We start from the raw sequence: 23,500 nt of genomic DNA on the forward strand, positions 1-23,500 counted from the left end.
GGGGGGCGGTGCGCCGCCATGTGGCGGGGGGGGTTTGGGGCTTTGGCCTGGGGGTTTACTTGTTGGCGGGGTTCCGCGGGGGTGGGGCGGGGGGGGGCCCCCGGGGGGCCTAAAACCCCGGGGGGGGGGCCCACCTGTTCTGGGGGCCCCCCGCCGCTGTATGTGTCCTGCATATCTCGCGTTCGGCTACCGCGCTTGTCGCCTTGCCTGGCAGTAGGGAGACAGCCGTAACTGCGCATGATGGGCGGGAGACGCCGGTAAGGATGCAAGCCCGCAAACACCCCCTGTCCGTCATGTTCAGGAGGGTTCGGGCTGTGGGTGCGGGGCGGCCGGGGCGACGAGGTAGTGGCGGCCCGGGATTATCTGGGGCCGATACCGTACGGCCGGGTCGCAGACGACGGGACGGTCAGCTGGGCCGGCGATGATGGTGATAGGGCTTGATTTCGGGGTCTGCATGCATTTCTCCGTGGGCAGGTTATTCGCCGAGGTGGGTGATGGGGCCGAATTGGCGTTCGTAGTTGCTCATGCTGTCGTTGAGGGTTTGCATGAGCCGGAAGATCAGCGCGGGTGGGAACTTCACCCGGGAGGTGACCTGCACCGGTTGTCGCATCATGGGTTGTCCCGCCGGGTTGACAGCGCCCGGTTCGGTGGGCAGGTAGACAAGGCAATCGAGGGTGAAGTCGGTGCGGTTGTACCAGCAGGTGAACCCGTTGGCGTACACCCCGGCACTGATGGTCTCCGGCACGATGACCTCGACGTCGACATCGGATTCGTCCGCGGGCGGCGGAACTGGTCCGCTCACCGCGCACCTCCTCGGTAGCAGGGCCGGCGAACCGGCCACACCGGATGCCCGGTGTGGCCGGCCGCCAGAACTTTGGTCACTGCGTCATCCTCGCCGGGTCAGCGGCCCTGCTGGAGGCGGGCTTGCTGGCGGATTTGCTGCAGCTGTATCTCCCACTGACCGGCGCGGTCCTGTGCCCGGTTGGCCTGGTCCTCGGCCTGCTGCGCCATCTGGGTGGCCTGGTCGGCCTGGTCTTGGGCGGTGCTGGCCCGTTGCTGGGATTGATTGGCCTCGCCCTGGGCCTGCTGGGCCTGGCTTTGTGCCCGGTCGGCCTCGCTCTGGGCCTGCTGGGCCTGGTTGGTGGCCAGCATCGCCTGCTGGCGGGCCTGCTGCGCCTGCTGGTTGGCCTGGTTGGCGTCCTGCTGCGCATGCTGGGCCTGATGCTGCACCTGCCGGGCCTGCGCCTGCGCCTGGCGCGCGAGACCCGAGGCCTGCATCGCGTACTGGCGGGCGTTCTGTGCCTCTTGCCGGGCTTCGTCCATTCGCAGCCGCAGCAATTCCACTTCCGCCTGCACGTCGATGTCCCCGCGTCGAGCTTCCGCCGTCGCAGTACCGCTGGTTTCCTGTGCCATGTTCGAGCTCCCTTTCAACGATGTGTGGATTGAGACACTGAGGTTGTTGCGGGAAGAACTCGTGTGACCGGTGCCATTCTGCCCAATACATCGCCGCCCGGCAGTAACTTTTCGGCAACCAGTACGCAAAGCCGACGAAACACACCCAAACCTGGCTCGGGGAGATGCGGATCAGCGGGAACAGCAATACGCGATGGCAGCCACCCGCGGGGGGCGTGACAGTACCCCGAACAGCCGAACCGGCCGGCCCGGTCGCCGTCCTCGGCAGCCGGGTTGACATCCTCGGCAACCGGTTCGGCCAATCGGTGGGCCGCTATTGGGCGAACGGCTGCTGGCAGTAGCTGACAATGAATCCAGATGTCTTGCGCGAGTACGGATTTCGCGCAAGCAGGCCCTCATGCAAGTCGGCGTGGCGGCATCGCTGCAGCGACCGTCGTCAAACGTACGGTTGACGCTTCTGCATCAAGCAGTTTCGGGAACTCAGTGGCGGGTGGTTTGCGTGCGGTGGGAAAAGTGTGCTTTCTCGGCCTGTTCCATCAGACGCATGAACTGGTCGGTCTGCAGGTGGACGAGCGTCTCGTGATCACCGGCCTCGAAGTAGATATCCGGCTGCGTGGTGAGACTCTCGTCCATCAGCGTCGTCATGCCGTAGGCGGTGCACATGGGTGGGATTGCGCCGACCTCGCAGTCTGTGAAGGTTTCGCGGAAGTCCGATTCCTTGGCGAGCACCAGCCGCCGACCCGTTTGCGACCAGAGCTTCGCGAGTCGTAGGTGGTGGGTGGATGGCAGCACGGCGGCGACGTAGCCTTGCGCGTCTTCCAGGAGGACTGTCTTTGCGAGGCGGTCGCCAGGGATATGGGCGGTTTCGGCGGTTTCTGAGCTGTTGTGGCTGTGCGGATGCGGTACGAGTTCATACTCGGCGCCCGCATCCGTCAGGCACTGCTGCACGGTTAGCGATATGGACATGACGGACCTCCAATGACTGGTTGGTACCACCATTAACCCCAGCGGACCTGGGCTTTCAGCATAGGTCATCGTGGATTTCCAGCGCCGGGACGAGGGCCTCGTCCTCCTCAACGGTTCCGGTAGCGGCGAGGGTTCGAACAGATCGGCCGCGGGCTGTCCGGCCGAGGCTCGGGTGCCGCGTGGCCGGTCTCCTCCTCGTAGACCCGCAAACCCTCTTCGATCTTGCCCGCCGCATTCTCCAGCTGCTCGGGCGTGAGGAACCGACCGCGGGAGGCCGCAGCGAGCAGCTGGGCACGCACCTGATCGAGATTCATGCGTGCCCATTCCAGGCGAGGCAGTTCCGGCATGATCACAAGGCTACCTCGAGTCGAACAAACTTTCGATAGTAGGCGAGTGGCCCGACAGGTTCCGGACCCAGCACAACGGATACCGCCATCTACCAACTGCCGCAAACGCCCAGCATGTAGTCCGAGCTCTACTTCGACGTGTAGAGGCCGGCGAGGGCCGGTGGGAGCGGGCCCTCGTGCAGGACGCCCAGGCGCTGGGTGGCGCGGGTGAGGGCGACGTAGAGTTCGGCCGCGCCGCGCGGGCCGTCGGCGAGGATGTGCTCGGGCTCGACCACCAGGACCGCGTCGAATTCGAGGCCCTTGGTTTCGGAGGCGGGGACCGTGCCCGGCATGCCGGGCGGGCCGATCACGATGCTGGTGCCCTCGCGGCCCGCCTCGTCGCGGGTGAATTCCTCGATGGCGGAGGGCATCTCGCCGAGGGTGAGCTGTCGCGCCCACGGCTGCACGCCGCAGGAGCGCACCGACTCGGGCGGCGTCACCTCGGGTGCGAAGCCGGTCAGGACGGCGGCGGCCACGGCCATGATCTCCGCCGGGGTGCGGTAGTTCACCGTGAGCGAGCGGTAGGCCCAGCGGCCGGGGACGTACGGTTCCAGCATGGCGTCCCAGGAGGTCGCGCCCGCCCCGGACCGGCGCTGCGCGAGATCGCCCACCACGGTGAAGGAATGGCTCGGGCACCGGCGCATCAGCACCCGCCAGTCCATCGCCGACAGCTCCTGCGCCTCGTCGACCACGATGTGCCGGTAGGTCCAATCCCGGTCCGCGGCAGCACGTTCGGCGAGTTCCCGGGCGTCGCGTTCCAGGAAGCGCTCGGCCAGGTCGTCGCCGTAGAGCAGGTCGGTGGCGAACAGGTGATCCTCGTCGTCCATGTGGTCGGCGCGGCCGACCAGCAGGTCGAGCACGCCTTCGGCGTACGCGGCCTGGGCCTTCCGTTCCCGCTCGGCCGCCGCCTCCTCGGCGGTGGTGTCACGGCCCAGCAGATCGACCAGTTCATCGAGCAGCGGGACATCGGACACCGTCCATGCCGCACCGTCCGCGCGCCACAGCGTCCCGTCGGCGCCCGCCGCGTGCAGCCGCTCGGTGGACGAAAGTAGCTCCGCCAGTAGCGTTTCCGGTGTCAGCGTGGGCCACAGCTCGTCCATCAGCGCCGTGAAGCCCTCGTGCTCGGCGAGTTCGGTGCGCAGATCGGTGCGCATGTTCTCCCAGGCCTCACGGTCGTCGCGGGTCAGCCAGCCCTCGCCGATCCGCTTGATGGCCCGCTCGGTGAGCGCCCAGGTGAGCACCTCGAGGAAGGTCGCGCGAGCCTGGTTGTGCGGCAACCCGCTACCGCGCGCCTCCTCCCGCGCCCAGCCGGCGATATCCGCGCCGATGCGCACCGTCACATCCGACAGTTCGATCGACACCGGCTCCTGCGGCACCCGCTGACGGTCGGCGATCGCGGCCTTCAGCACGTCGAGGATCCGCAGGGAACCCTTGAGCCGCACCGCTTCCGGTCCGTCCTCGGCCGTGATGCTCAACCCGGGCACGAGATCGCCGGTGGTGGTGAACACCACGTTCGTCTCGCCCAGCGACGGCAGCACCCGCCCGATGTGCCTGAGGAAGGCCGTGTTCGGGCCCACCACCAGCACACCGTTGCGTTCCATCTGCGCCCGCTGGGTGTACAGCAGATACGCGACCCGGTGCAGCGCCACCACGGTCTTGCCGGTGCCCGGCCCGCCCTCGATCACCAGCACGCCCGGGTGATCGAGCCGGATGATCCGGTCCTGCTCGGCCTGAATGGTGGCGACAATGTCGCGCATGCCCTCGCCGCGCGGCGCGTTCACCGCCGCCAGCAGGGCCGCGTCACCGCGCTCGCCGTCACCGGGATGGCCGAACACCTCGTCGGTGAAATCGGCCACCAGCCGTCCGCGCGTGCGGAATTGGCGACGCCGCCGCATGTTCTCCGGGCTCGCGGCGGTCGCGATATAGAACGCCTGCGACGCCGGCGCCCGCCAATCCAGCAGCAGCGGTTCGAATTCGTTGGCCTCGTCGAAGATCCCGAGGCGCCCGATATACGAGTGCTCACCGGTCACACTGTCCAGCCGCCCGAAACACAGCCCGTTGTCGGCCACCTCGAGGCGCTTGACCTCCTTGCCCAGCGCCCGCACCTCCGCATCCCGCTCCACCAGGGTGGTGCCGCGCGAGCGCAGCGTCTCGCCGTAGCGGCCCTTCACCCGGGCCCGCTCGGCGTCCAGCCGCGCGTACAGCCCGGTCACATACTCCTGCTCCGCGAGCAGTTCCTTCTCGTACCCCTGGTCCGACACCAGCACCACACCTTCCCGCCTAGCAGTTCCCCGCTGCCCGCCTGCGCGCCCATTCGCGCAGGTTGCAGCCCTCGGCCAGCGATTGTGCGCCAATACCGGGGCCTTGCCGCAAGTCCCCCACTGTGTTATATGGTTGAAGGGGAAAGGACGACGATCCTTTTCATTCCTTCCTCTTTCTCCTTCCGAATTCCCTACGCCGCATCCGGCTTTCCTAGGCCGCGGCAGGGCGTTGTCCGCCCGAAGCCAGGGTCAGGATGTCCTTGTTGCCGTCGGCCCACTGGGCTGTCATCACCATCGAATCCACCTTCCACTGGCCCCCGACCAGGTGCAGGCCGATGCGGTAGGTGCCGCCCAGCGTCCACCGCGGCGAACCGAATCGATTGGCCAGGATATGACCGCCTGGAAGACCGCGGTCAGTTCCGCGCGGTCGCCGTCCACGGCGACCAGGTGATTGCCGAGCAGATGCTGGGTGGCATCGAAGCCGCCGATCAGTTTCTCCCAGTCGGCGCGGATCTGCACCGGGGTGACGGTCGCGGGCTCGCCGCCCCAGATGCTCGAGTAATCGAGGGTGACCTGGTCGGCGAAGACACCGGGGAAGGCGTCCCAGTCACGAATGTCGATGAACCAGAACAGGCGGGTGGCGGCGTCGATGATGTCGGCGCGCTGCTGAGCGGTGACGGTCATGGCAGATCTCCTACTGGGCAATCGAATCGGTGGTGACGGGGAGCAGATCGCGGCCGGCGAGCACGCCGCGGGCAACGCTCATGGCGGAGAGCACACGCGGAAAACCCGCGTAGGGGAGGGCCTGCAGGATCGCCTCGACAATCTCGCCCGGCGCCACACCGGCATTCAGCGCGGAACCGAGGTGCGCCTCCAGCTGCGGGCGGGTGTCCCCGAGCGCGATGAGCGCACCCAGGATCACCAGCTCGCGCCGCCCGGCATCCAGGCCCGGCCTGGAATGGATGTCGCCATAGGCGAATTCGACGGCGAACCGGTGCAGATCCGGTGCGATATCGGCCAGCTCGTCATAGACCCGGCCGCGCACCCCTCCGCTCCCGCCGAGCTCGGTGTGGCGGGCCGCTCCCCGCCGGAATCTCTCGTTCACGAGACCGAGCCTGCTCGCCGCGGCAGGACGTAACCAGTGCACGCCGTGCCTCGTACTCCCGGGGCCACGCACGGCCGTCCTGTGCCAGACTGCCGGCATGGCAGTGCGCGCGGACCTGGCGGAGTTCCTGAAGTCCCGGCGGGCGCGGGTTGATCCGCACGAGTCGGGCCTGCCGCCGTCCGGTCTGCGCCGGGTGCCCGGCCTGCGCCGCTCCGAACTCGCGCACCTCGCGGGCATCAGCGCCGAGTACTACCAGCGCCTCGAACAGCGCCGCGCCGCCAACCCGTCGCCCGAGGTGCTCGACTCCCTCGCTTCCGCGCTGCGGCTCAATCCCGTCGAGACCGAGCACCTGCACACCCTGGCCCGCCCGCCCCGCACGGCCGAAATCGCCGCTCCCGCACCGCGTCCCGAACTGCTGCGCATGCTCGACCTGATCGACAAGGCGCCCGCCCTGGTCATCACCGACCTGTTCGATGTGCTCGCCGCGAACCCGCTGGCGCACTACGTGTTCGGCCGCAAGGCCGACGAGAACATGGCCCGCGCGCTGTTCTCCGACCCCGCAGCCCGGGACTTCTACCGCGACTGGGACGATGTCGCCGCCGCGACCGTCGCCCAGCTGCGCCGCGTCGCGGGCCTCTACCCCGCCGACCCCGCCACCATCGCCCTTGTCGACGAACTCTCCACCGGCAGTACGGAATTCGCCACCCTCTGGCGCGACGGCGATGTCGAGCGGCGCAGCCACGGCGGCAAACTCGTCCGTCACCCCCACTCCGGCGACCTCGGCTTCTCCTACGAGAACCTCGAACTCCCCGGCGACCCCCGCCAGCGCATCATCACCTTCACCCCCGACCCGGGCACCACCCTCCCCGTCCTGTAGGCCGAGGAAAGGTCTTGGGCATCACCGCCGCCACGCCTCGGACGCCGTAACCGGGCCGACATTTCCTACTTTGATTGATAAACTGAGGTCATGGCTCAGCCTGTCTATGAAATCGGCGAAGGACCCGCGACGCGGGTGAGTCTGTCACTACCCGAGGGGACGGCCGAGGCGATTCGCCGACGGGTCGGGAAACGTGAGTTCTCGGCGTTCGTCACCTCCGCCGTCGAGCGCGAACTGCGAGGGTTGTTGCTGGACGAGTACCTGGCCGACTACGAGCGTCGCCACGGCGAGTTGCCGGAGGCCGCCCGGCGGCACGCCTTCGATCAGTTCGAGCGGGCGCTCGCGAGTGAGGATCCATGGCCGGACGAAGGGTGAAGGCAGCGCGGTCGCAGCGTTCGCTGCAGGGCACGGTTGTGCTCGACTGCGAGGGGTTGTCGGGCCTGCTGTCCGACGATCCGGCGATTGTCGCCCTGATCGCAGAGGCGCGTGGGCGTCGGATGGAGATAGTGATCAGCGCCCTGACGATCATCGAAGCTACGCATCGAAAGACTGACCGGTCGCGTTTGTCCTGGTTGCTGTCCATCATTCGCGTAGAGGCGGTCGACGACGCCTGCGCTCGCGCGGCATCCGAGTTGTTGCTCGCGGCGGGGCTGCATGGTCACAAATACGCCATCGACGCCGCCGTGGCCGAAATGGCAATGCGGCAGCCGCCGCCCGTGATCGTAATGACCTCGGATCCGCAGGATATGCACACTCTGTGCGGTGATGCGGCGCGAATCATCTCCCTGTGAGGTGAGCTCCGACGCGCCGAGCGTGGTTGCGGGGCGGGTTGGCGTGTTGTCGTTAGATTGTGGGTCAGGACGGATCGGCCGCGACGCGAGAATGGCCCGCAGGGAGGCGGGTTCGCGACGGGGTGCGGGAATATCGTTGTGACACAACGTGCCACGCGAATGACAACGCGTGGTCATGTGGGGTGGAGTCGAACTATGACCTTGACCTCACTGGCCACGGACTGTGGTGGCACGGTCATACGATCCGGGGCTGACATATGCGGGAAGGCGAGTAGGCCATGGATCGAAATGCGTTCGTCGAGGTGATGAACGAGGCGAGCGGCATGCTGGACAGCGGCCGGGCCGACGAGGCGCTGGCCCGTTTGTCGGCGTTCGACGACGGGCTCGACGCGGCGCCCGATCCCAAGGAGTACGGCTGGATCGTCTCCTACCGCTTCCGATCGGCCTTCGCCGCGGGCGATTACACGCAGGCCCTGCACCTGGCCGAACACGGACCGGCCCGCTACCCGGCCGACATCCCGCCCGCCACGCTGGCCACCATGTACTCGATGGCCGTCGAGGCCGCCACCCAGCAGGGCCTGCCCGACAGCGCCGTCATCATGGCCGACCGTTGCATCGACCTGCGGCGCGCCCACGGCGAACACGCCGAGGTGCTGATGGCCGCCATGACCGCGTGCACGCTGCTCGGCGATATCGAAAGACACGATCTGGCAAGCAGATATGCGCAGCTGCTGATCACCGAGGGCGTCGGCCACGACGACTACCGCGGCTACGGCTACTACGCGCTGTGCGCCGCCATCGAACAGGGCGTCGGCGGCCATCTCGTCGACACGCTGCGCGCCGGGCGCGAATGGCTGGAGAGTCAGGACAACGAATTCGCCCGGGTGGCACTGGAATACCTGCAAACCGCGCCCAGCCTGCAGGAACCCCTCGCCGTCAACCTGGATCTGGACGACCCGCTGGGCAACGGCGTGCCGCTGTCGGATCCGATTGCCCTCGACGCCATGCAGACCCAGTTCCTGCGTGTCGGCGACGGCGTGCCGCAGGAGGTCTCCGGCCCGTCCCAGCCGCCGGCCGCGCAGCTCGCCGGCGGCGAGACCGCCGACGCCCTCATGGACGCCAACCGGCCCGGCATCGCCGCGGCCGCCTACCGGGCGCTCATCGACGACGCTCTCTCCAGCGGCAGTCCCGATCCGCTCATCATGGGCAAGTCCACGCTGGGCCTGCTCACCGCGCTCATCTTCGACAACCGGGTCGGCGAGGCGCACTCGGTGTGGATCGACGAGCAGGGGCCGACCTACCTGGGCATCTGGTCGCTCGAGAACGGTCAGACCTCGGTCCACGACGCCATCGCCTACAACCTGGTCGCGGCCTTCCTGCACTCGCTGAGCAGCGGCGACCCCAATGCCGCCAACCATGCCGTGGACAGTCTCATGATGCGAAACGTGGAGTGGGCCTACGAGAACGACCAGCAGGCCGTCCCCGCCATGATCAACACCTGGCGGCGTCACCTCTACGAGATCCACGGCGGCGAGCCCGCTCCCGAATACCGCTGGCAGCTCACCCAGGCCGAACAGCGCTGGGGCGCGCCCGTTCCCGAGGGCGGCCTGTACTGGATGCGCCCCTACCGCTGGGTCGTCGACTGGGTCTGATGTGCCGGTGAGCGGTGGCCCGGTCGCCGCCGCCTAGGCTGAACCCATGGCAGCGACCGAAATCTGGCACAACCCGAAGTGCTCCAAGAGCCGTACCGCCAAGGCGGTGCTCGACGACACCGGCACCGACTATGTCGAGCGCCGCTACCTCGACAACCCGCCCTCGGCCACCGAGATCGGTGCCGCCCTGACCAAACTCGGCCTCGAACCGTGGGACATCACCCGCACCGCTGAACCCGAGGCCAAGGAACTGGGCGTCTCCGCGTGGGGCCGGACCCCCGCCGACCGCGACCGCTGGATCGAGGCCCTGGCCACGCATCCGCGACTGATCCAGCGCCCCATCGTCTTCACCGCCGACGGCCGCGCCTATCTGGCCCGCGACGAGGAAACCCTCGACGAACTCCGCTGACCCTCAGGCCAGCGCGAAAACAGGGAAACCCGGGGCGATGTCGGCCAATTCGGCGTCGGTGGCGTGCTTGGTGACGCCCTCGAAGAAGCGGCCGACCTCCCAGCCCCAGCGGTCGAGGTAGGCGCGCAGCACCGGGATCTTGTCGGCGTCGGGGAGTTCGGTGGCGGTGAAGGTCTGGACCTTGCGGCCCAGGCGCAGTTCGCCGGATCCCGCGACGCGCAGGTTACGGACCCACTGGGTGTGCCCGCGCGGGGCGACCAGGTAGCGGGCGCCGTCGTCGGTGGTGAGGACATTGACCAGGGTGGTGCGCCACTCGCCGGACTTGCGGCCGCGCACGGCCAGCAGCCGGGAGCCGGCGATGCTGATGCCGAGCTTGGGCAGCAGGTTGAAGAAGCGGTTCATGTAGGTGTCCAGGCCCTTCGGGCCGAGGTAGCGGGTGGCGGCGGTGTGGGCGTCCATGAGGCACTTCCTTCGACTTGTGAGAGCGGTGCTCTCTGATGTGATCAGTGTGCGCGCATGGCGCTCGGGCTGTCAAGAGCAGTGCTCTCGAAACTTGTCGGTGATCCGATTCGTGGCACACTGTCGGAATGAGCGTGCCCCGTACCGCCCGTGCCCGCGCCCGCGCCGAGATCACCCGCGAGATCACCGACGCCGCGCGCCGGCAGCTCGCCGAATCCGGCGCACCCGCGCTCTCACTGCGGGCCATCGCCCGTGAACTGGGCATGGTGTCCTCGGCGCTGTACCGGTATTTCCCCAGTCGCGACGAGCTGCTGACCACGCTGATCATCGAGGCCTACAACGCCCTCGGCGATGCCGTCGAGCGCGCGGTCGCGACCGAGACCGCCCCCCGCGCCCAGTGGCGGGCCCTGTCGAATGCCGTGCGGGACTGGGCGATCGCGCACCCCCACGAGTACGCGCTGGTGTACGGATCACCGGTGCCGGGCTATCGCGCCCCGGAGACCACCGTCGCACCCGCGTCGCGCGGACCCCTCGCCGCCCTCGGCATCGTGCACCGGGCCTGGCAGTCCGGCACCCTGGCCACGCCGGCGGAAACCCTCACCCCCGAACTCGAGACCCAATCCGCCTTGATCGCGGCATTCCTGAACTCCGGTATGCCCGAACCGGCGGTGGCGCGCGCCATGGTGGGCCTGACCCAGCTGTTCGGCGTGGTCACCTTCGAGCTGTTCGGGCAGCTGGACAACACGATGGACCCGGCCGGGCCGTTCTTCGCCTACTCGGTCGAGACCATGGCCGACCTCGTCGGGCTCACCGAGTAGCACTCGTACCTCGGTGCGCTACAGCGGGAACGGTGGCGCGCCGATCCCGGCGATCCGCAGATTCCCCCACGGGTCCCGCTCCTGGAGCACACCGGGGGCGGGCGCACTACCCGGCACGGTCAGGAACACCTGCCCGCGGCCGGGATCGGGCAGTTGGCTCCCATCGGCCGCGGAAATCCGCCCGTGCCAGTGGAATTGGCCGTCGATCGGATCGAGATGCCCGGTCAATGCCACGCGCACCGCCACCTCGGTACCGGGGGCGTCCAGCAGTGCGGGCCCCGAATAGTCCGGCGCCGCTTCGGGTTCGGTGAATCCGGCGTGCGGGTCGGCCGGTGCGGGGGAGTCGCGCCGGGCCCGCCGGAACCTCACAGCAGCCCTCGCCGCCGCCAGAGACGCTTGCCGATCGGCCCCATCAGCCCCTGTGCGTCCAGGAACGCACCGAGATTCGCGGCGCCCAGCCCGAGCGCCCGCCGGGAATGCGGGTTGGCGCGGGCCACCTTCCGGGCCGCCCGCCCGTTCTCGATGCCCGCGCGGACGTACATGTGCCAGTTCGTCATCAGGTAGACGAACAGGGGAGCGGCGACCGCGACACACAGTCGCGTGTACTGCACTTCGGCCTTCGACATGGTCGGCGCCCGGTCTGCCAGGGCCGCGCGCGCGAACCCGATGTGCCGCGCCTCCTCGGTGACGTGAATCCGCATGGTCCGCGCCACCAGCGGCTGCAGCTGTGGATCGTCGAGGGTGCGGCGCTGCAGCGCGTCGAAGATCTCCTCGCCCACCAGCGCGCCCACCCATACCATCGAGCCCCGCAGGAAGAGCTGTAGGGCGCTGATCGTCCAGCGCTCGAGCCGGTTCGGCCAGTAGGGCCGCGTGCCGATCCGCTCGATGAGCTTGCCGAACATCATCATGTGCCGGCATTCGTCGCCCATCTCGGTGAGCGTGTAGTGCGCATGCCGGGAGGTCGGATCGCCTGCCATGAGCTCGCGCAGCAGCAGCCGGTTGAGCAGGTTCTCGAACCAGATGCCGACCGACAGCACATTGGCGAGCTCCTCGCGGGAGAGGTCGCGGCGCTGCGCGGGCGTCATGCTCTCCCACAGCGGGGTGCCGTAGAGCGAGACGACCTCGGGCGGCAGGAAGAGTTTGTCCGTGTCCAGCGGGGCGTCCCAGTCCAGGTCGACGACCGGGTCGTAGGACTTCTTGACCGATCCGGTCAGCAAGCGCTGAGCGAAGGACTCACGCCCGGACAGTGCGGCGGCCGTGGGGGCGGAGACAGCGTTGTCGCCCATGACAGCTCCTGATTCGTTACTGATACAGGCAGTTACACTCAGATTAGTGCTACATACTGTCTCGGTCAACGGTGAGGTGAGTATCGTGAGGCCCGTGACCGGCACCCGACGCAGACCCGCGCAACCCTCCCTCCGGGACCGAGAGCGGGCGGCCGACGGTCGCAGCACCCGCTGGAACGGCCACAAGGCCCAGCGTCGTGCCGACATGCTCGACGCCGCGCTCGCCGTCATCGAGGAGAACGGCACCGAGATCTCGGTCCAGCAGATCGCCGACCGCCTGCAGGTCCCGCGCCCGGTCGTCTACCGGCACTTCGACGGCCGCGCCGACCTCGACGACGCCATCCGCCGCCACATCCTGGAATCCCTGACCGCCGAACTGCTGCCGCGCCTGCACCCCGACGGCACCGTCCGCGACCTGGTGCGCGGCGCGGTCGGCAGCTACGTCGGCTGGATCGAACGCCACCCGGAACTGCACCGCTTCCTGGCCGCCGGCGACCCGCACGGCGAGGCCTCGACCGCCCTGGCCGGCGCTCGCGACCGCATCGGCGGCCGGCTCGCCGACCTGTTCGCCGACGCCCTCGAGCGCTTCGGCATCGACCGGAATCGCGCCCGCCCCATGGCCTTCGGCACCGTCGGCTTCGTCGACGGCGTGGTCAACAGCTGGCGCGCCGCCCCCACCCTGTCCTCCGAGCAAGTCGAGGGCATCCTCACCGAATCGCTCCTGGCGCTGCTCGAGGGCAACGCTCGCAGCCTGGACGTCCCGCTCACCCGCGACACCGTGGTGAGTGAACTGCAGTCCCGCGCGGAGGCCGCGCGGGTGGTGTAACCGCTGAGTGATCAGCGGCTCCCGTGCCCGGTGAGCGCGCGGTAGCTGCGGTTCCACAGCCACTCGACCGGCCCGCGGTCGAAGCGGCGCAGCCAGACGTGGGCGAGCACCAGCATGAGCGCGCAGACCAGCACATAGATCCCGGCGGTGAACGGCACCCGCGCATTCGCCGATACCAGGCTCGCCAGCCCCAGACCCCAGCCGTAGCACAGGAATCCCGATACCAGGTTCTGAACGATATAGCAGCTCAATGCCATTCGGCCCACCTCGGCGAAGCGGCGCGCGACGAACCCGGGGTCCGGGCGGTGCGCGTAGCACTCGGCGACCAGGGCCAGGATGCCGAGCGAGACCAGCGGCGCGGTGCCGTAGCGGGTCACCAGGATCAGGTCGCCGCCGGTCAGACCCAGGATCAGATCGATCGGTGCGGCGACCGCGAACCCGATCACCATGAGGCGCTTGCGGATTCGCGCGCCCTCGGGCCGGAACACCCCGGCCCGGAACAGCCGCGCGCCCACCAGGAACAGCGCGATCGACATCGGGAAGATGAAGATCGGCTCCAGGCGGAACAGCAGCACATGATCCCAGCGGAAGGCCACCAGATCCCAGAACGACCCGTCCGCATACGGATTCGGGTCCAGCGGCCGGTGCCCGCCGCCCCCGCCCCCGGGGCCCAGCACGATCGCCACGGCGATCAGCGACAGCATCGTCAGGTGGATGCCCGCCGCCACCATCAGCCAGCGCCGCTGCGCCTTCGGGCTCGTCGCCAGGATGAACGCCACCACCAGCCCGGTGAGCGCGTACCCCATCAGCACGTCGAACTCGGCGACGAAGAAGAAGTTGACCAGCCCGTCGAGCAGCAGCAGCCCGGCCCGCACCGGATATCCACCCGGCCAGGCCCGGCCGCCGCGCACCGCCGATCGCTGCTGGATAGCCAGCCCGATGCCGAACATGATGGTCAGCAAGCCCAGGAACTTCCCCTGGGTCAGCTGCTGCAGCAGCCGCTCGGTCCACAACCAGGCCCCGTGCGGTTCGTCACTGCGCGAGATATAGCCGAGCAGCCCTTCGGCATTGGTGAAGATCCAGATATTGGTGCCCAGCGTCCCCAGGATGGCGATGCCGCGCAGCACGTCCAGTGCCGCCAGCCGCCCCGAACGCGGCTGCGCGGAAACGGGATTCGGGTCCTCGGCCGGGGTGGGCGCGAGCGCCGGGCGCGGGGCGGAAGCCGATTCGACCATGGCGGTCATTGTGCCGTCGCCGCAGTTCGGCGCGGATCGCCCGGGAGAACGACCCCGGCTACGACCAGGGAATGACCCCAACCCGGACAGTCCACCCGCGTCCGGGCGTGCCTTTCGCCTAGGCTCGATCGCATGCAGCGCATCATCGGAATCGAGGTCGAGTACGGCATTTCGACGCCTACCGAGCCGTCGGCCAACCCGATTCTCACATCCACCCAGGCGGTGCTCGCCTACGCCGCGGCCGAGGGCGTGCCGCGCGCCAAGCGCACACGCTGGGACTATGAGGTGGAATCGCCGTTGCGCGACGCGCGCGGTTTCGATCTCGGCCGGCTCAACGGGCCCGCGCCGGTGATCGACGCCGACGAGGTCGGCGCGGCCAATATGATCCTCACCAACGGAGCCCGCCTCTACGTCGACCACGCCCATCCGGAGTACTCCGCCCCCGAGGTCACCGACCCGCTGGACGCGGTCATCTGGGACAAGGCCGGTGAGCGCGTCATGGAGGCCGCCGCCCGCTTCGCCTCCAGCGTCCCCGGCGCCCCGCGCATGCAGCTGTACAAGAACAACGTCGACGGCAAGGGTGCCTCCTACGGCACCCACGAGAACTACCTCATGAGCCGCGAGACCCCGTTCAACCAGATCATCCTGGGCCTGACCCCGTTCTTCGCGTCCCGCCAGGTGATCTGCGGCTCCGGCCGGGTTGGTATCGGCCAGTCCGGTGACCAGCCCGGTTTCCAGCTGTCGCAGCGCGCGGACTACATCGAGGTCGAGGTCGGCCTGGAGACCACCCTCAAGCGCGGCATCATCAACACCCGCGACGAGCCGCACGCCGACGCCGACAAGTACCGCCGCCTGCACGTCATCATCGGCGACGCCAACCTCGCCGAATGGTCCACCTACCTCAAGGTCGGCACCACCGCCCTGGTGCTGGACCTGATCGAGGCCGGCGAGGACCTCTCGGATCTGCAGCTGGCCCGCCCGGTCACCGCCGTGCACACCATCAGCCACGACCCGACTCTGCGTGCCACCGTTGCGCTTTCGGACGGCCGCGAACTGACCGGCCTTGCGCTGCAACGCATCTACCTCGACCGGGTCGAGAAGTTCATGGACCGCACCGGAAACGACGACGAGCGCACCAAGGACGTCATCGAGAAGTGGGCCCACGTGCTGGACCTGCTCGAGCGTGACCCCCTCGAAACCGCAGACCTGCTCGACTGGACCGCCAAACTGCGCCTGCTCGAGGGCATGCGCAACCGTGAGGGCCTGTCCTGGGCCGCCCCCAAGCTGCACCTGGTCGACCTGCAGTACTCGGATGTGCGCCTGGACAAGGGCCTCTACAACCGCCTCGTGGCGCGCGGCTCCATGCAGCGCCTGGTGAGCGAGCAGGATGTCACCGACGCCATGACCAACCCGCCCACCGACACCCGCGCCTACTTCCGCGGCGAGTGCCTGCGTCGCTTCGGCGCGGATATCGCGGCCGCGAGCTGGGATTCGGTCATCTTCGACCTGGGCGGCGACTCCCTGGTCCGCATCCCCACCCTGGAGCCCCGTCGCGGCACCAAGTCCCACGTGGGCAAACTCCTGGACGGCGTGCACACCGCCTCGGAACTGGTCCAGCAGCTGACCCACTAGGCCCTGCGGAAGGGGTACGGGAACTGAATCCCGTACCCCTTTTTCGTGTCCGCGACATGGCGGCGGGGAGATCGCGGCAACAGCACAATGACGCTTAATCCGGCATGTTGTCCCCGCTGGTGGGTAGTGTTGGGGGACGAGCATCGGATCTTCTCCGGTGCTCGCCGATGATCACAGAGGAGGTCGGCTGCTATGGCACAAGAGCAGACCAAGCGCGCCGGTGGCGGCGACGAGGACGAGGGCCCGGTCGGCGACGGCGGGGCGGGACAGGAGCGCCGCGAGAAGCTGGCGGAGGAAACCGACGACCTGCTCGACGAGATCGACGACGTGCTCGAGGAGAACGCGGAGGACTTCGTCCGCGCATACGTGCAGAAGGGCGGCCAGTGACCCAAGGTGACCCCCTGCGGCTCCAGTTGGGGTTCGCCCAATCCTCTTTCTCCGAGTACCTGCGTTTGCACGTTCCGGAAATGTTGCCCGGCAACGGAATCCGACCCGACGGCACGCACCCCAATCCGGGCGTGCCGTCGGACATAGCGCCACACGGCACCACCATCGTCGCGGTCAGCTACCGCGGCGGTGTGCTGATCGCGGGCGATCGCCGCGCCACCCAGGGCAACCTGCTGGCCAGCCGTGACATCGAGAAGGTGTACATCACCGACACCTACTCCGCGGCCGGCATCGCCGGCACCGCGGGCATGGCGATCGAGATGATCCGCCTGTTCGCGGTGGAACTCGAGTACTACGAGAAGATCGAGGGCGTGCCCCTCACCTTCGACGGCAAGTCCAACAAGCTGTCGAAGATGGTGCGCGACAACCTCCCCGCGGCCCTGCAGGGTCTCGCGGTGGTGCCGCTGCTGGTCGGCTTCGACCCGGACGCGCCGGACCCGGACAAGTCCGGGCGCATCGTGTCCTACGACGTGGTCGGCGGCCGCAGCGAAGAGCGCTTCGGGTACACCGCGGTGGGGTCGGGTTCACTGTTCGCCAAGTCGTCGCTGAAGAAGACCTACGCGCGCGGGATCGATCAGGACCGGGCGCTGCGGATCGCGATCGAATCGCTCTTCGACGCCGCTGACGACGACACCGCCACCGGCGGGCCCGACACGATGCGGAACATCTACCCGACCGCGATCGTGATCGACGCCCAGGGCTCCGAGGAAGTGACCGAGGAGCGCCTGAAGGAGATCACGCGGGCGATGGTGGAGGAGCGGGCCGCGCTGGCGGCAGAGGGGATCGGCGAAGCATGACACTGCCGTATTACGCGTCGGCCGAACAGATCATGCGCGACAAGACCGAACTTGCGCGCAAGGGCATCGCACGGGGCCGCAGTGTCGTGGTGCTGGTGTACGACAAGGGTGTGGTGTTCGTGGCCGAGAACCCCTCGGCCACCCTCCACAAGATCAGTGAGCTCTACGACCGGGTCGGGTTCGCCGCGGTCGGCAAGTACAACGAGTTCGAGGCGCTGCGCCGCGGGGGCATCCTGCAGGCGGATCTGCGCGGCTACCAGTTCGACCGGCGCGATGTCACCGGCCGCTTCCTGGCCAACCTCTACGCGCAGAGCCTCGGCACCATCTTCACCGACCAGCTCAAGCCCTACGAGGTGGAGATCTGCGTCGCGGAGGTGGGCTACCCGGAGCAGTCCTCGAACTCGGTGCTCTACCGCATCAACTTCGACGGATCCATCGTCGATGAGCGGGAATTCGTGGTGATGGGCGGCAACACCGAGCCGATCACCACCGCCCTCAAGAATTCCTACCAGCCGGGCATGGACCTGCATTCGGCCATCGCGACGGCGGTGGCCGCGCTGCAGAAGGCTATCCCCGAGGGCGACAAGGACAAGCAGCGCTCCATGGGTTCCGGCTCGCTCGAGGTGGCAACCCTGGAGCAGTCCCGGCCGCGGCGGGCGTTCCGCCGCATCCAGGGCGCGGCGCTGCAGGAGTTGGTGACCGGCAAGGCGCCGACCGCGAACGCGGCGGCCGAGGCCGAGAAGCCGTCGAGCGGGGACCCGTCATAGGGCCCGCGCCGGCGTAGGCAAATCCCGCTATTCGGGATAAGGCTCCTTTGCACTCTCAATAGCAGAGTGCAAAGGAGCCTTGCTTTTTCGCAGGGTAGAGCGCGTGCCACGTTGCATCCCGTGCTAAATCGTTGTGAATACGTTTGCATCAGCTGTCCGACAAGCCCGTTACCGGCGACAACTCCGCTGTAATGTCGATAGGGTGCAGCGACGAATCATGGGGATCGAGACCGAATTCGGGGTGACGTGCACGTTCCACGGTCACCGTCGGTTGAGTCCTGACGAGGTGGCCCGGTATCTCTTCCGCCGGGTAGTTTCCTGGGGCCGTAGCTCGAACGTGTTCCTTCGTAATGGTGCCCGGCTCTACCTCGATGTCGGTTCCCATCCGGAGTACGCCACGGCCGAATGTGACAGCCTGGTGCAGTTGGTCACCCACGACCGCGCCGGCGAGCGGGTCCTGGAGGATCTGCTCATAGACGCCGAGCAGCGGCTCGCGGAGGAGGGTATCGGCGGCGATATCTACCTGTTCAAGAACAACACCGACTCGGCGGGCAACTCCTACGGCTGCCACGAGAACTTCCTCGTGGTCCGCGCCGGCGAGTTCTCCCGGATCTCCGATGTGCTGCTGCCGTTCCTGGTAACCCGCCAGCTGATCTGCGGTGCGGGCAAGGTGCTCCAGACGCCGAAGGCGGCCACCTTCTGCCTGTCGCAGCGGGCCGAGCACATCTGGGAGGGCGTCTCCTCGGCGACCACCCGTTCCCGGCCGATCATCAACACCCGCGACGAGCCGCACGCCGATGCCGAGAAGTACCGGCGCCTGCACGTGATCGTGGGCGACTCGAACATGGCCGAGACCACCACCATGCTCAAGGTGGGCACGGCCTCGCTGGTGCTCGAGATGATCGAGGCGGGTGTCGCGTTCCGAGACTTCGCTCTGGACAACCCGATTCGCGCCATCCGCGAGGTGTCGCACGATCTGACCGGCCGTCGTCCGGTGCGGCTGGCCGGTGGCCGGCAGGCCTCGGCGCTCGACATCCAGCGTGAGTACTACGCCCGCGCCGTCGAGCATCTGCGCAACCGCGACCGCGACCCGCAGGTCGACGCCGTGGTGGATCTGTGGGGCCGCACCCTGGATGCCGTCGAGGCGCAGGACTTCGCCAAGGTGGACACCGAGATCGACTGGATCATCAAGCGCAAGCTGTTCCAGCGCTACCAGGACCGCTACAACATGGAGCTGTCCGATCCCAAGATCGCCCAGCTGGATCTGGCCTACCACGACATCAAGCGGGGCCGCGGCGTCTTCGACCTGCTCGCCCGCAAGGGTCTGGCCAAGCGGATCACCGAGGACGAGGCGGTCGACGCGGCGGTGACCACGCCGCCGCAGACCACCCGCGCCAAGCTGCGCGGCGATTTCATCACCGCCGCTCAGGAGGCGGGCCGCGACTTCACCGTCGACTGGGTCCACCTCAAGCTCAACGATCAGGCCCAGCGCACGGTGCTCTGCAAGGACCCGTTCCGCTCGGTCGACGAGCGCGTGGATCGCCTCATCGCCTCGATGTGAGCTGTTTTGCCTGATCACGGGCCGCGAACACTCGGATTCTCCGATTTCGGAGGACGCCCGAAGGTTCGCGGCCCGTCTCGTGCTGGACCGAGTGGAGCGGGGGAGCGAAGCGGAAAAGCGGAGGGAGGGAAGAACGAGACCCCCACGGCTCCGCCTCCCCGCGCCTGCCCGCGAACCCTGCCGGAGCGCAGCGGAGGCAAATCGAACACAGTCCATTACTCTCTACGGGGTGGCGATATCCAAGGTCGAGCGGTTGATGAATCTTGTTATCGCGCTGCTGTCCACTCGGCAGTTTCTGACCGCGGAGCGCATCCGGGAGTCGGTCGCCGGGTACGAGGAGTCCGCGAGCGACGAGGCGTTCAGCCGGATGTTCGAGCGCGACAAGAACGAGCTGCGCGATCTGGGCATACCCCTGGAGATCGGTCCGGTGAGCCGGTATTCGGGTGTCGAGGGCTACCGCATCAACCGGGACGCGTACGAACTGCCCGATATCGATCTGACCAGCGAGGAGTCCGCCGCGGTCGCGGTGGCGGTGCAGCTGTGGGAGTCCCCGGAGCTGGCCGCGGCCGCCGAGGGTGGTCTGCTCAAGCTGCGCGCGGCCGGTATTCACGTGGAGCCCGACGCCGGGGTGTCGGCGGTGCCCGCGGTCCCGGCCCGCACCCGCGGCTCGGAACCGGTGCTCGGCAAACTGCTCGCGGCCATCGACGCCGGACGGGCGGTGACGTTCAAACACCGGCAGTCCCACGGGGATCCGGTGGAACGGGACGTGCAGCCCTGGGGTGTGGTCACCCACCACGGCCGCTGGTATCTGGTCGGGCACGACAATGTCCGTGACGCGCAGCGCGTGTTCCGCATCTCCCGCATCGACGAGGACGTCACCGAGTACGGCCCGGCCAATGCGGTGCACAAGCCCGAGGACCTGGACCTGCGGGCCGTGGTCGCCGAGGTCACCGCGCAGACGCCGATCAGTGGATCGGCCACGGTGTGGGTGGCCGAGGGCCGCGGGCAGGAGATCCGCCGGCTCGGACCGGTCATGGAGGAGCGTGCGCTCGGCGGACGTTCCGGCTCGATCGTGGAGGTGCCCATCCGATCCCGGGACTGGCTGGCCCGGCTCATCACCGGACTCGGCGCGGACGCCCTGGTGCTCGCCCCGGAACACCTGCGCGAGAATGTGATCGCGCGCCTGAAGTCGGTGCTGGAGCGGACGGAGGTGTCGGCATGAGCGAGGCTGCGTCGCGGAAACGCCGGGGAGACAATGTGATCGACGCCGGCGGCGCGCGCCGGGGTGGAACCGGTGACGGCGCACGGGCTTCCGATGGTGCGAAGGACCGGCGGGGGAGCGCGGCGGCCAGCACCAGCCGGCTCTCGACCCGGCTGGCTCGGCTGCTCAACATGATTCCGTACTTCCAGGCCAATCCGGGCATCAGTGCGGCGGAGGCGGCGGCCGAGCTCGGCGTGTCCTCCAAGCAGCTGATGACCGACCTCAACCAGCTGTGGATGTGCGGCCTGCCCGGATACGGTCCCGGCGATCTCATCGACCTGTCGTTCTCCGAGGAGAGCATCGAGGTCACCTTCTCCGCGGGCATCGACCGACCGCTGCGGCTCACCTCCCTGGAGGCGACCGCGCTGCTGGTGGCACTGCGCTCCATCGCGGACCTGCCGGGCATGGTGGATCCGAGCGCGGCGCACGCCGCCATCGCGAAGATCGAATCCGCCATCACCGGGCGGGAATTCGCCGGACCGCCGCTCCCCGTGCCGGTCGAGGCCCCCGCCGTGGCGACCGTCCGGTCCGCGCTGGAGCACGATCACGCGCTATGCCTGGTCTATTACTCGGCGAGCCGCGACGTGGTCTCCGAGCGCATCGTGGACCCGATCCGAATCGTGCTGGTGGACAACAACAGCTACCTGCAGGCGTGGTGCCGGCAGGCCGAGGGCGTGCGCCTGTTCCGCCTCGACCGCATCGAGGAGGCCACCGAGCTCGACGAGCCGGCCCGCCCGCCCGCCGAGGCCGCCGCGGACGAGACCGCCGCCCTGGACCTGTTCGTCGACGATCCCGCGGTCCCACTGGCGCGCTTGCTGATTCGCCCCGACTACGCCTGGGTGCTCGAGCAGTACCCGATGCACCGGGTCACCGTCCACGCCGACGGCAGCGTCGAGGCCACCATGCGCTTCGCCACCCTGGACTGGATGGCGCGGCTGCTGCTCGGCTTCGGCGCCGGCGTCACCGTGCTCGGCCCGGCCGAACTGGTGACCGCGGTGCGCGAGCGGTCCAGCTCGGCGCTGGCCGCCTACGCCGGGCTCGAGGGGGTCGGTCCCGCTTGAGTTTCCGTGTGACGGTGCTGGGGGCGGGCAGCATCGGCTGCTACGTCGGCGGCCGGCTCGCCGCGGCCGGGGCCGAGGTCACCTTCGTCGGACGGCCGCGCGTGGTGGAGGAACTGCGCACCTTCGGGCTGCGGCTCACCGATCTGGACGGCAATGACGCGCGCGTCGAACCGGACGCCTTCCGCGCGGTCACCGAGCCCGCCGGTGACGCCGATCTGGTGCTGATCACCGTGAAATCCGCGGCCACCGCCACCGCCGCCGCCGAACTGGCCGGCCTGCTGCGGCCCGGCACGGTGGTGATCAGCCTGCAGAACGGCATCGGCAACGACGCGGTCATCCGCGAGCTCCTGCCCACCTGTGTGGTGCTGGCCGGGATGGTCATGTTCAATGTCGTTCATCACGGTCAGGGCCGCTTCCACCGCGGCACCGCGGGCACGGTCGACGTCGCCGACGACCCGGTGCTCAACCGGTTCGCCCCGGTCTTCGCCAAGTCCGGTCTGGGCTTCGAACGGTATGCCGATCTGCTGCCCATCCAGTGGGCGAAGCTGCTGCTGAATCTGAACAACCCCATCAACGCGCTGTCGGGCCGCCCGCTGCGCGAGGAGCTCGGTGCCCGCGACTACCGCCGCTGCCTGGCGCTGGCCCAGCGCGAGGCCCTGGACGTGATGGCGGCGGCCCGCATCCGCCCGGCCCGGCTCACGCCGCTGCCGCCGGAGATCATGGCCCGGCTGCTGACCGTGCCCGATGGCGTCTTCCGCCGGGTTGCCGGAAAGGTGCTGGCAGTCGATCCGGTGGCCCGCTCGTCCATGGCCGACGACCTGGCCGCCGGGCGCAGAACCGAAATCCCTTGGCTGTGCGGTGAAATCGTGAGTCTCGGGGCCATGGTAGGAATACCCACGCCGGTGAACCAGAAGCTGATCGAACTCGTGTCAGCTGCGGAGAACGGCGACCGGCGCACCTGGTCGGGCCCGGAATTGCTGGAACAGCTCACCGACGCCGCGCGTGACGGCGCGGCGAACAAGGGTTGACAACAAGCTTCGCGATATGCGGGTCCGGTAGCATCGGACTCACCAGAGTCTTTGGAGGTAATGGAATGACAGGCGCCATCAGCCCGTGGCACTTGCTGATCGTCGTGCTGATCTTCTTGCTGTTCTTCGGTTCGAAGCGCATGCCCGACGCGGCCCGTAGCCTGGGTCGCTCGATGCGCATCTTCAAGACCGAGGTCAGCCAGATGCAGAACGAGGGCAAGACGGGCGAGGCCGCTCCCGAGGCCCAGGCCCAGCCGGTGCAGCCGCCGGCCCAGCTGCCGCCCGCCCAGCCGGTGCAGCCCACGCCGCAGCCGAACGACCAGCAGAAGGCCTGAGGCCACGACCAGCCGGGATGAGCGCCGCTCATCCCGGATGAGGCGTTGTCCGGGTCCGGTTTCTCCGGATCTTCAGGGGCGTGCAGTCGCGCCCGCGTCTTCTTTGGCCGCAAGGCGGAGGCAGTCA

At 68.4% G+C, this 23,500-nt stretch carries 27 protein-coding genes; 16 read left to right on the top strand and 11 right to left on the bottom strand.

The annotated features are described in order from the left end of the window. Nucleotides 1-475: 475 nt before the first annotated feature. The 7 genes from ACFXIV_RS25175 to ACFXIV_RS25205 all read right to left on the bottom strand — a co-directional run bounded on the left by ACFXIV_RS25175 (nt 476) and on the right by ACFXIV_RS25205 (nt 6,131). On the bottom strand, nt 476-802 hold the full coding sequence (locus tag ACFXIV_RS25175) for a DUF3467 domain-containing protein (protein ID WP_379400119.1): 327 nt from the start codon (nt 800-802) through the stop codon (nt 476-478). 98 nt (nt 803-900) lie between these two features. Further along, a complete protein-coding gene (locus ACFXIV_RS25180) occupies nt 901-1,413 on the bottom strand; it encodes a hypothetical protein (protein ID WP_379400118.1) in 513 nt (170 codons plus the stop codon). Nucleotides 1,414-1,893: 480 nt separating this feature from the next. Continuing rightward, on the bottom strand, nt 1,894-2,379 hold the full coding sequence (locus tag ACFXIV_RS25185; protein ID WP_379380462.1) for an aminoacyl-tRNA deacylase: 486 nt from the start codon (nt 2,377-2,379) through the stop codon (nt 1,894-1,896). A gap of 107 nt (nt 2,380-2,486) precedes the next feature. Then, complete coding sequence (locus ACFXIV_RS25190) at nt 2,487-2,726, bottom strand: DUF6374 family protein (RefSeq protein WP_379400117.1); 240 nt, start codon at nt 2,724-2,726, stop codon at nt 2,487-2,489. A gap of 128 nt (nt 2,727-2,854) precedes the next feature. Beyond that, nucleotides 2,855-5,026: an RNA polymerase recycling motor ATPase HelR gene (gene helR, locus ACFXIV_RS25195; RefSeq protein ID WP_379400116.1), complete on the bottom strand. Its 2,172-nt coding sequence runs from the start codon at nt 5,024-5,026 to the stop codon at nt 2,855-2,857. 288 nt (nt 5,027-5,314) lie between these two features. Further along, nucleotides 5,315-5,710: a nuclear transport factor 2 family protein gene (locus tag ACFXIV_RS25200; RefSeq protein ID WP_379400115.1), complete on the bottom strand. Its 396-nt coding sequence runs from the start codon at nt 5,708-5,710 to the stop codon at nt 5,315-5,317. A gap of 10 nt (nt 5,711-5,720) precedes the next feature. Continuing rightward, nucleotides 5,721-6,131, bottom strand: a complete 411-nt coding sequence (locus tag ACFXIV_RS25205; RefSeq protein ID WP_379400114.1) for a carboxymuconolactone decarboxylase family protein — start codon at nt 6,129-6,131, stop codon at nt 5,721-5,723. Between the two features lie 97 nt (nt 6,132-6,228). Here ACFXIV_RS25205 and ACFXIV_RS25210 point away from each other — a divergent pair, with 97 nt between their 5' ends. The 5 genes from ACFXIV_RS25210 to ACFXIV_RS25230 all read left to right on the top strand — a co-directional run bounded on the left by ACFXIV_RS25210 (nt 6,229) and on the right by ACFXIV_RS25230 (nt 9,860). After that, nucleotides 6,229-7,008, top strand: a complete 780-nt coding sequence (locus tag ACFXIV_RS25210; RefSeq protein WP_379400113.1) for a helix-turn-helix domain-containing protein — start codon at nt 6,229-6,231, stop codon at nt 7,006-7,008. A 90-nt stretch (nt 7,009-7,098) separates the two neighbouring features. Continuing rightward, entirely contained in the window at nt 7,099-7,383 is a 285-nt protein-coding gene (locus ACFXIV_RS25215) for a hypothetical protein (RefSeq protein WP_379400112.1), read from the top strand. Beyond that, a complete protein-coding gene (locus tag ACFXIV_RS25220; protein ID WP_379400111.1) occupies nt 7,365-7,799 on the top strand; it encodes a DNA-binding protein in 435 nt (144 codons plus the stop codon). Before ACFXIV_RS25215 ends, ACFXIV_RS25220 begins: the two co-directional genes overlap by 19 nt. Before the next feature lie 278 nt (nt 7,800-8,077). Next, a complete protein-coding gene (locus tag ACFXIV_RS25225; RefSeq protein WP_379400110.1) occupies nt 8,078-9,451 on the top strand; it encodes a hypothetical protein in 1,374 nt (457 codons plus the stop codon). 46 nt (nt 9,452-9,497) lie between these two features. Continuing rightward, on the top strand, nt 9,498-9,860 hold the full coding sequence (locus ACFXIV_RS25230) for an ArsC/Spx/MgsR family protein (RefSeq protein ID WP_379400109.1): 363 nt from the start codon (nt 9,498-9,500) through the stop codon (nt 9,858-9,860). A 3-nt stretch (nt 9,861-9,863) separates the two neighbouring features. Here the strand turns inward: ACFXIV_RS25230 and ACFXIV_RS25235 are convergent, their stop codons facing one another. Beyond that, nucleotides 9,864-10,319, bottom strand: a complete 456-nt coding sequence (locus ACFXIV_RS25235; RefSeq protein ID WP_379400108.1) for a nitroreductase family deazaflavin-dependent oxidoreductase — start codon at nt 10,317-10,319, stop codon at nt 9,864-9,866. A 128-nt stretch (nt 10,320-10,447) separates the two neighbouring features. Here ACFXIV_RS25235 and ACFXIV_RS25240 point away from each other — a divergent pair, with 128 nt between their 5' ends. After that, nucleotides 10,448-11,137, top strand: coding sequence for a TetR/AcrR family transcriptional regulator (locus ACFXIV_RS25240; protein WP_379400107.1), 690 nt, complete (start codon nt 10,448-10,450; stop codon nt 11,135-11,137). An 18-nt stretch (nt 11,138-11,155) separates the two neighbouring features. Here the strand turns inward: ACFXIV_RS25240 and ACFXIV_RS25245 are convergent, their stop codons facing one another. Next, nucleotides 11,156-11,506, bottom strand: a complete 351-nt coding sequence (locus tag ACFXIV_RS25245; protein ID WP_379400106.1) for a DUF4873 domain-containing protein — start codon at nt 11,504-11,506, stop codon at nt 11,156-11,158. Further along, the gene (locus ACFXIV_RS25250; protein WP_379400105.1) at nt 11,503-12,423 is read right to left on the bottom strand and encodes a diiron oxygenase; all 921 of its coding nucleotides are present in this window, start codon (nt 12,421-12,423) and stop codon (nt 11,503-11,505) included. Before ACFXIV_RS25250 ends, ACFXIV_RS25245 begins: the two co-directional genes overlap by 4 nt. 94 nt (nt 12,424-12,517) lie before the next feature. On the opposite strand from ACFXIV_RS25250, the gene ACFXIV_RS25255 reads away from it, so the two are divergent. Then, nucleotides 12,518-13,249: a TetR/AcrR family transcriptional regulator gene (locus tag ACFXIV_RS25255; protein WP_379400104.1), complete on the top strand. Its 732-nt coding sequence runs from the start codon at nt 12,518-12,520 to the stop codon at nt 13,247-13,249. An 11-nt stretch (nt 13,250-13,260) separates the two neighbouring features. Here the strand turns inward: ACFXIV_RS25255 and ACFXIV_RS25260 are convergent, their stop codons facing one another. Further along, the gene (locus ACFXIV_RS25260) at nt 13,261-14,484 is read right to left on the bottom strand and encodes a DUF418 domain-containing protein (RefSeq protein WP_379400103.1); all 1,224 of its coding nucleotides are present in this window, start codon (nt 14,482-14,484) and stop codon (nt 13,261-13,263) included. Nucleotides 14,485-14,616: 132 nt separating this feature from the next. Between ACFXIV_RS25260 and dop the strand changes: the two genes are divergently transcribed. The 9 genes from dop to tatA all read left to right on the top strand — a co-directional run bounded on the left by dop (nt 14,617) and on the right by tatA (nt 23,373). Then, a complete protein-coding gene (gene dop, locus ACFXIV_RS25265; protein ID WP_379400102.1) occupies nt 14,617-16,116 on the top strand; it encodes a depupylase/deamidase Dop in 1,500 nt (499 codons plus the stop codon). A gap of 192 nt (nt 16,117-16,308) precedes the next feature. After that, complete coding sequence (locus ACFXIV_RS25270; RefSeq protein WP_033089305.1) at nt 16,309-16,503, top strand: ubiquitin-like protein Pup; 195 nt, start codon at nt 16,309-16,311, stop codon at nt 16,501-16,503. An 80-nt stretch (nt 16,504-16,583) separates the two neighbouring features. Continuing rightward, complete coding sequence (gene prcB / locus ACFXIV_RS25275) at nt 16,584-17,360, top strand: proteasome subunit beta (RefSeq protein ID WP_379400101.1); 777 nt, start codon at nt 16,584-16,586, stop codon at nt 17,358-17,360. Continuing rightward, nucleotides 17,357-18,127, top strand: coding sequence for a proteasome subunit alpha (gene prcA, locus ACFXIV_RS25280; RefSeq protein WP_379400100.1), 771 nt, complete (start codon nt 17,357-17,359; stop codon nt 18,125-18,127). Before prcB ends, prcA begins: the two co-directional genes overlap by 4 nt. A 202-nt stretch (nt 18,128-18,329) precedes the next feature. Then, a complete protein-coding gene (pafA, locus tag ACFXIV_RS25285) occupies nt 18,330-19,688 on the top strand; it encodes a Pup--protein ligase (protein ID WP_354832174.1) in 1,359 nt (452 codons plus the stop codon). A 229-nt stretch (nt 19,689-19,917) separates the two neighbouring features. Further along, the gene (locus ACFXIV_RS25290) at nt 19,918-20,910 is read left to right on the top strand and encodes a helix-turn-helix transcriptional regulator (RefSeq protein WP_379400099.1); all 993 of its coding nucleotides are present in this window, start codon (nt 19,918-19,920) and stop codon (nt 20,908-20,910) included. Further along, complete coding sequence (locus ACFXIV_RS25295) at nt 20,907-22,010, top strand: helix-turn-helix transcriptional regulator (RefSeq protein ID WP_379400098.1); 1,104 nt, start codon at nt 20,907-20,909, stop codon at nt 22,008-22,010. The genes ACFXIV_RS25290 and ACFXIV_RS25295 overlap by 4 nt, the downstream gene beginning before the upstream one ends. Next, nucleotides 22,007-23,038: a 2-dehydropantoate 2-reductase gene (locus ACFXIV_RS25300; RefSeq protein WP_379400097.1), complete on the top strand. Its 1,032-nt coding sequence runs from the start codon at nt 22,007-22,009 to the stop codon at nt 23,036-23,038. Before ACFXIV_RS25295 ends, ACFXIV_RS25300 begins: the two co-directional genes overlap by 4 nt. Before the next feature lie 65 nt (nt 23,039-23,103). Continuing rightward, nucleotides 23,104-23,373 (top strand): Sec-independent protein translocase subunit TatA, encoded by a 270-nt coding sequence (tatA, locus tag ACFXIV_RS25305; RefSeq protein WP_354832182.1) that lies wholly within the window; start codon nt 23,104-23,106, stop codon nt 23,371-23,373. The last annotated feature ends 127 nt before the right edge of the window (nt 23,374-23,500 follow it).

Source organism: Nocardia sp. NPDC059236 (assembly GCF_042754085.1).
Classification (GTDB): domain Bacteria; phylum Actinomycetota; class Actinomycetes; order Mycobacteriales; family Mycobacteriaceae; genus Nocardia.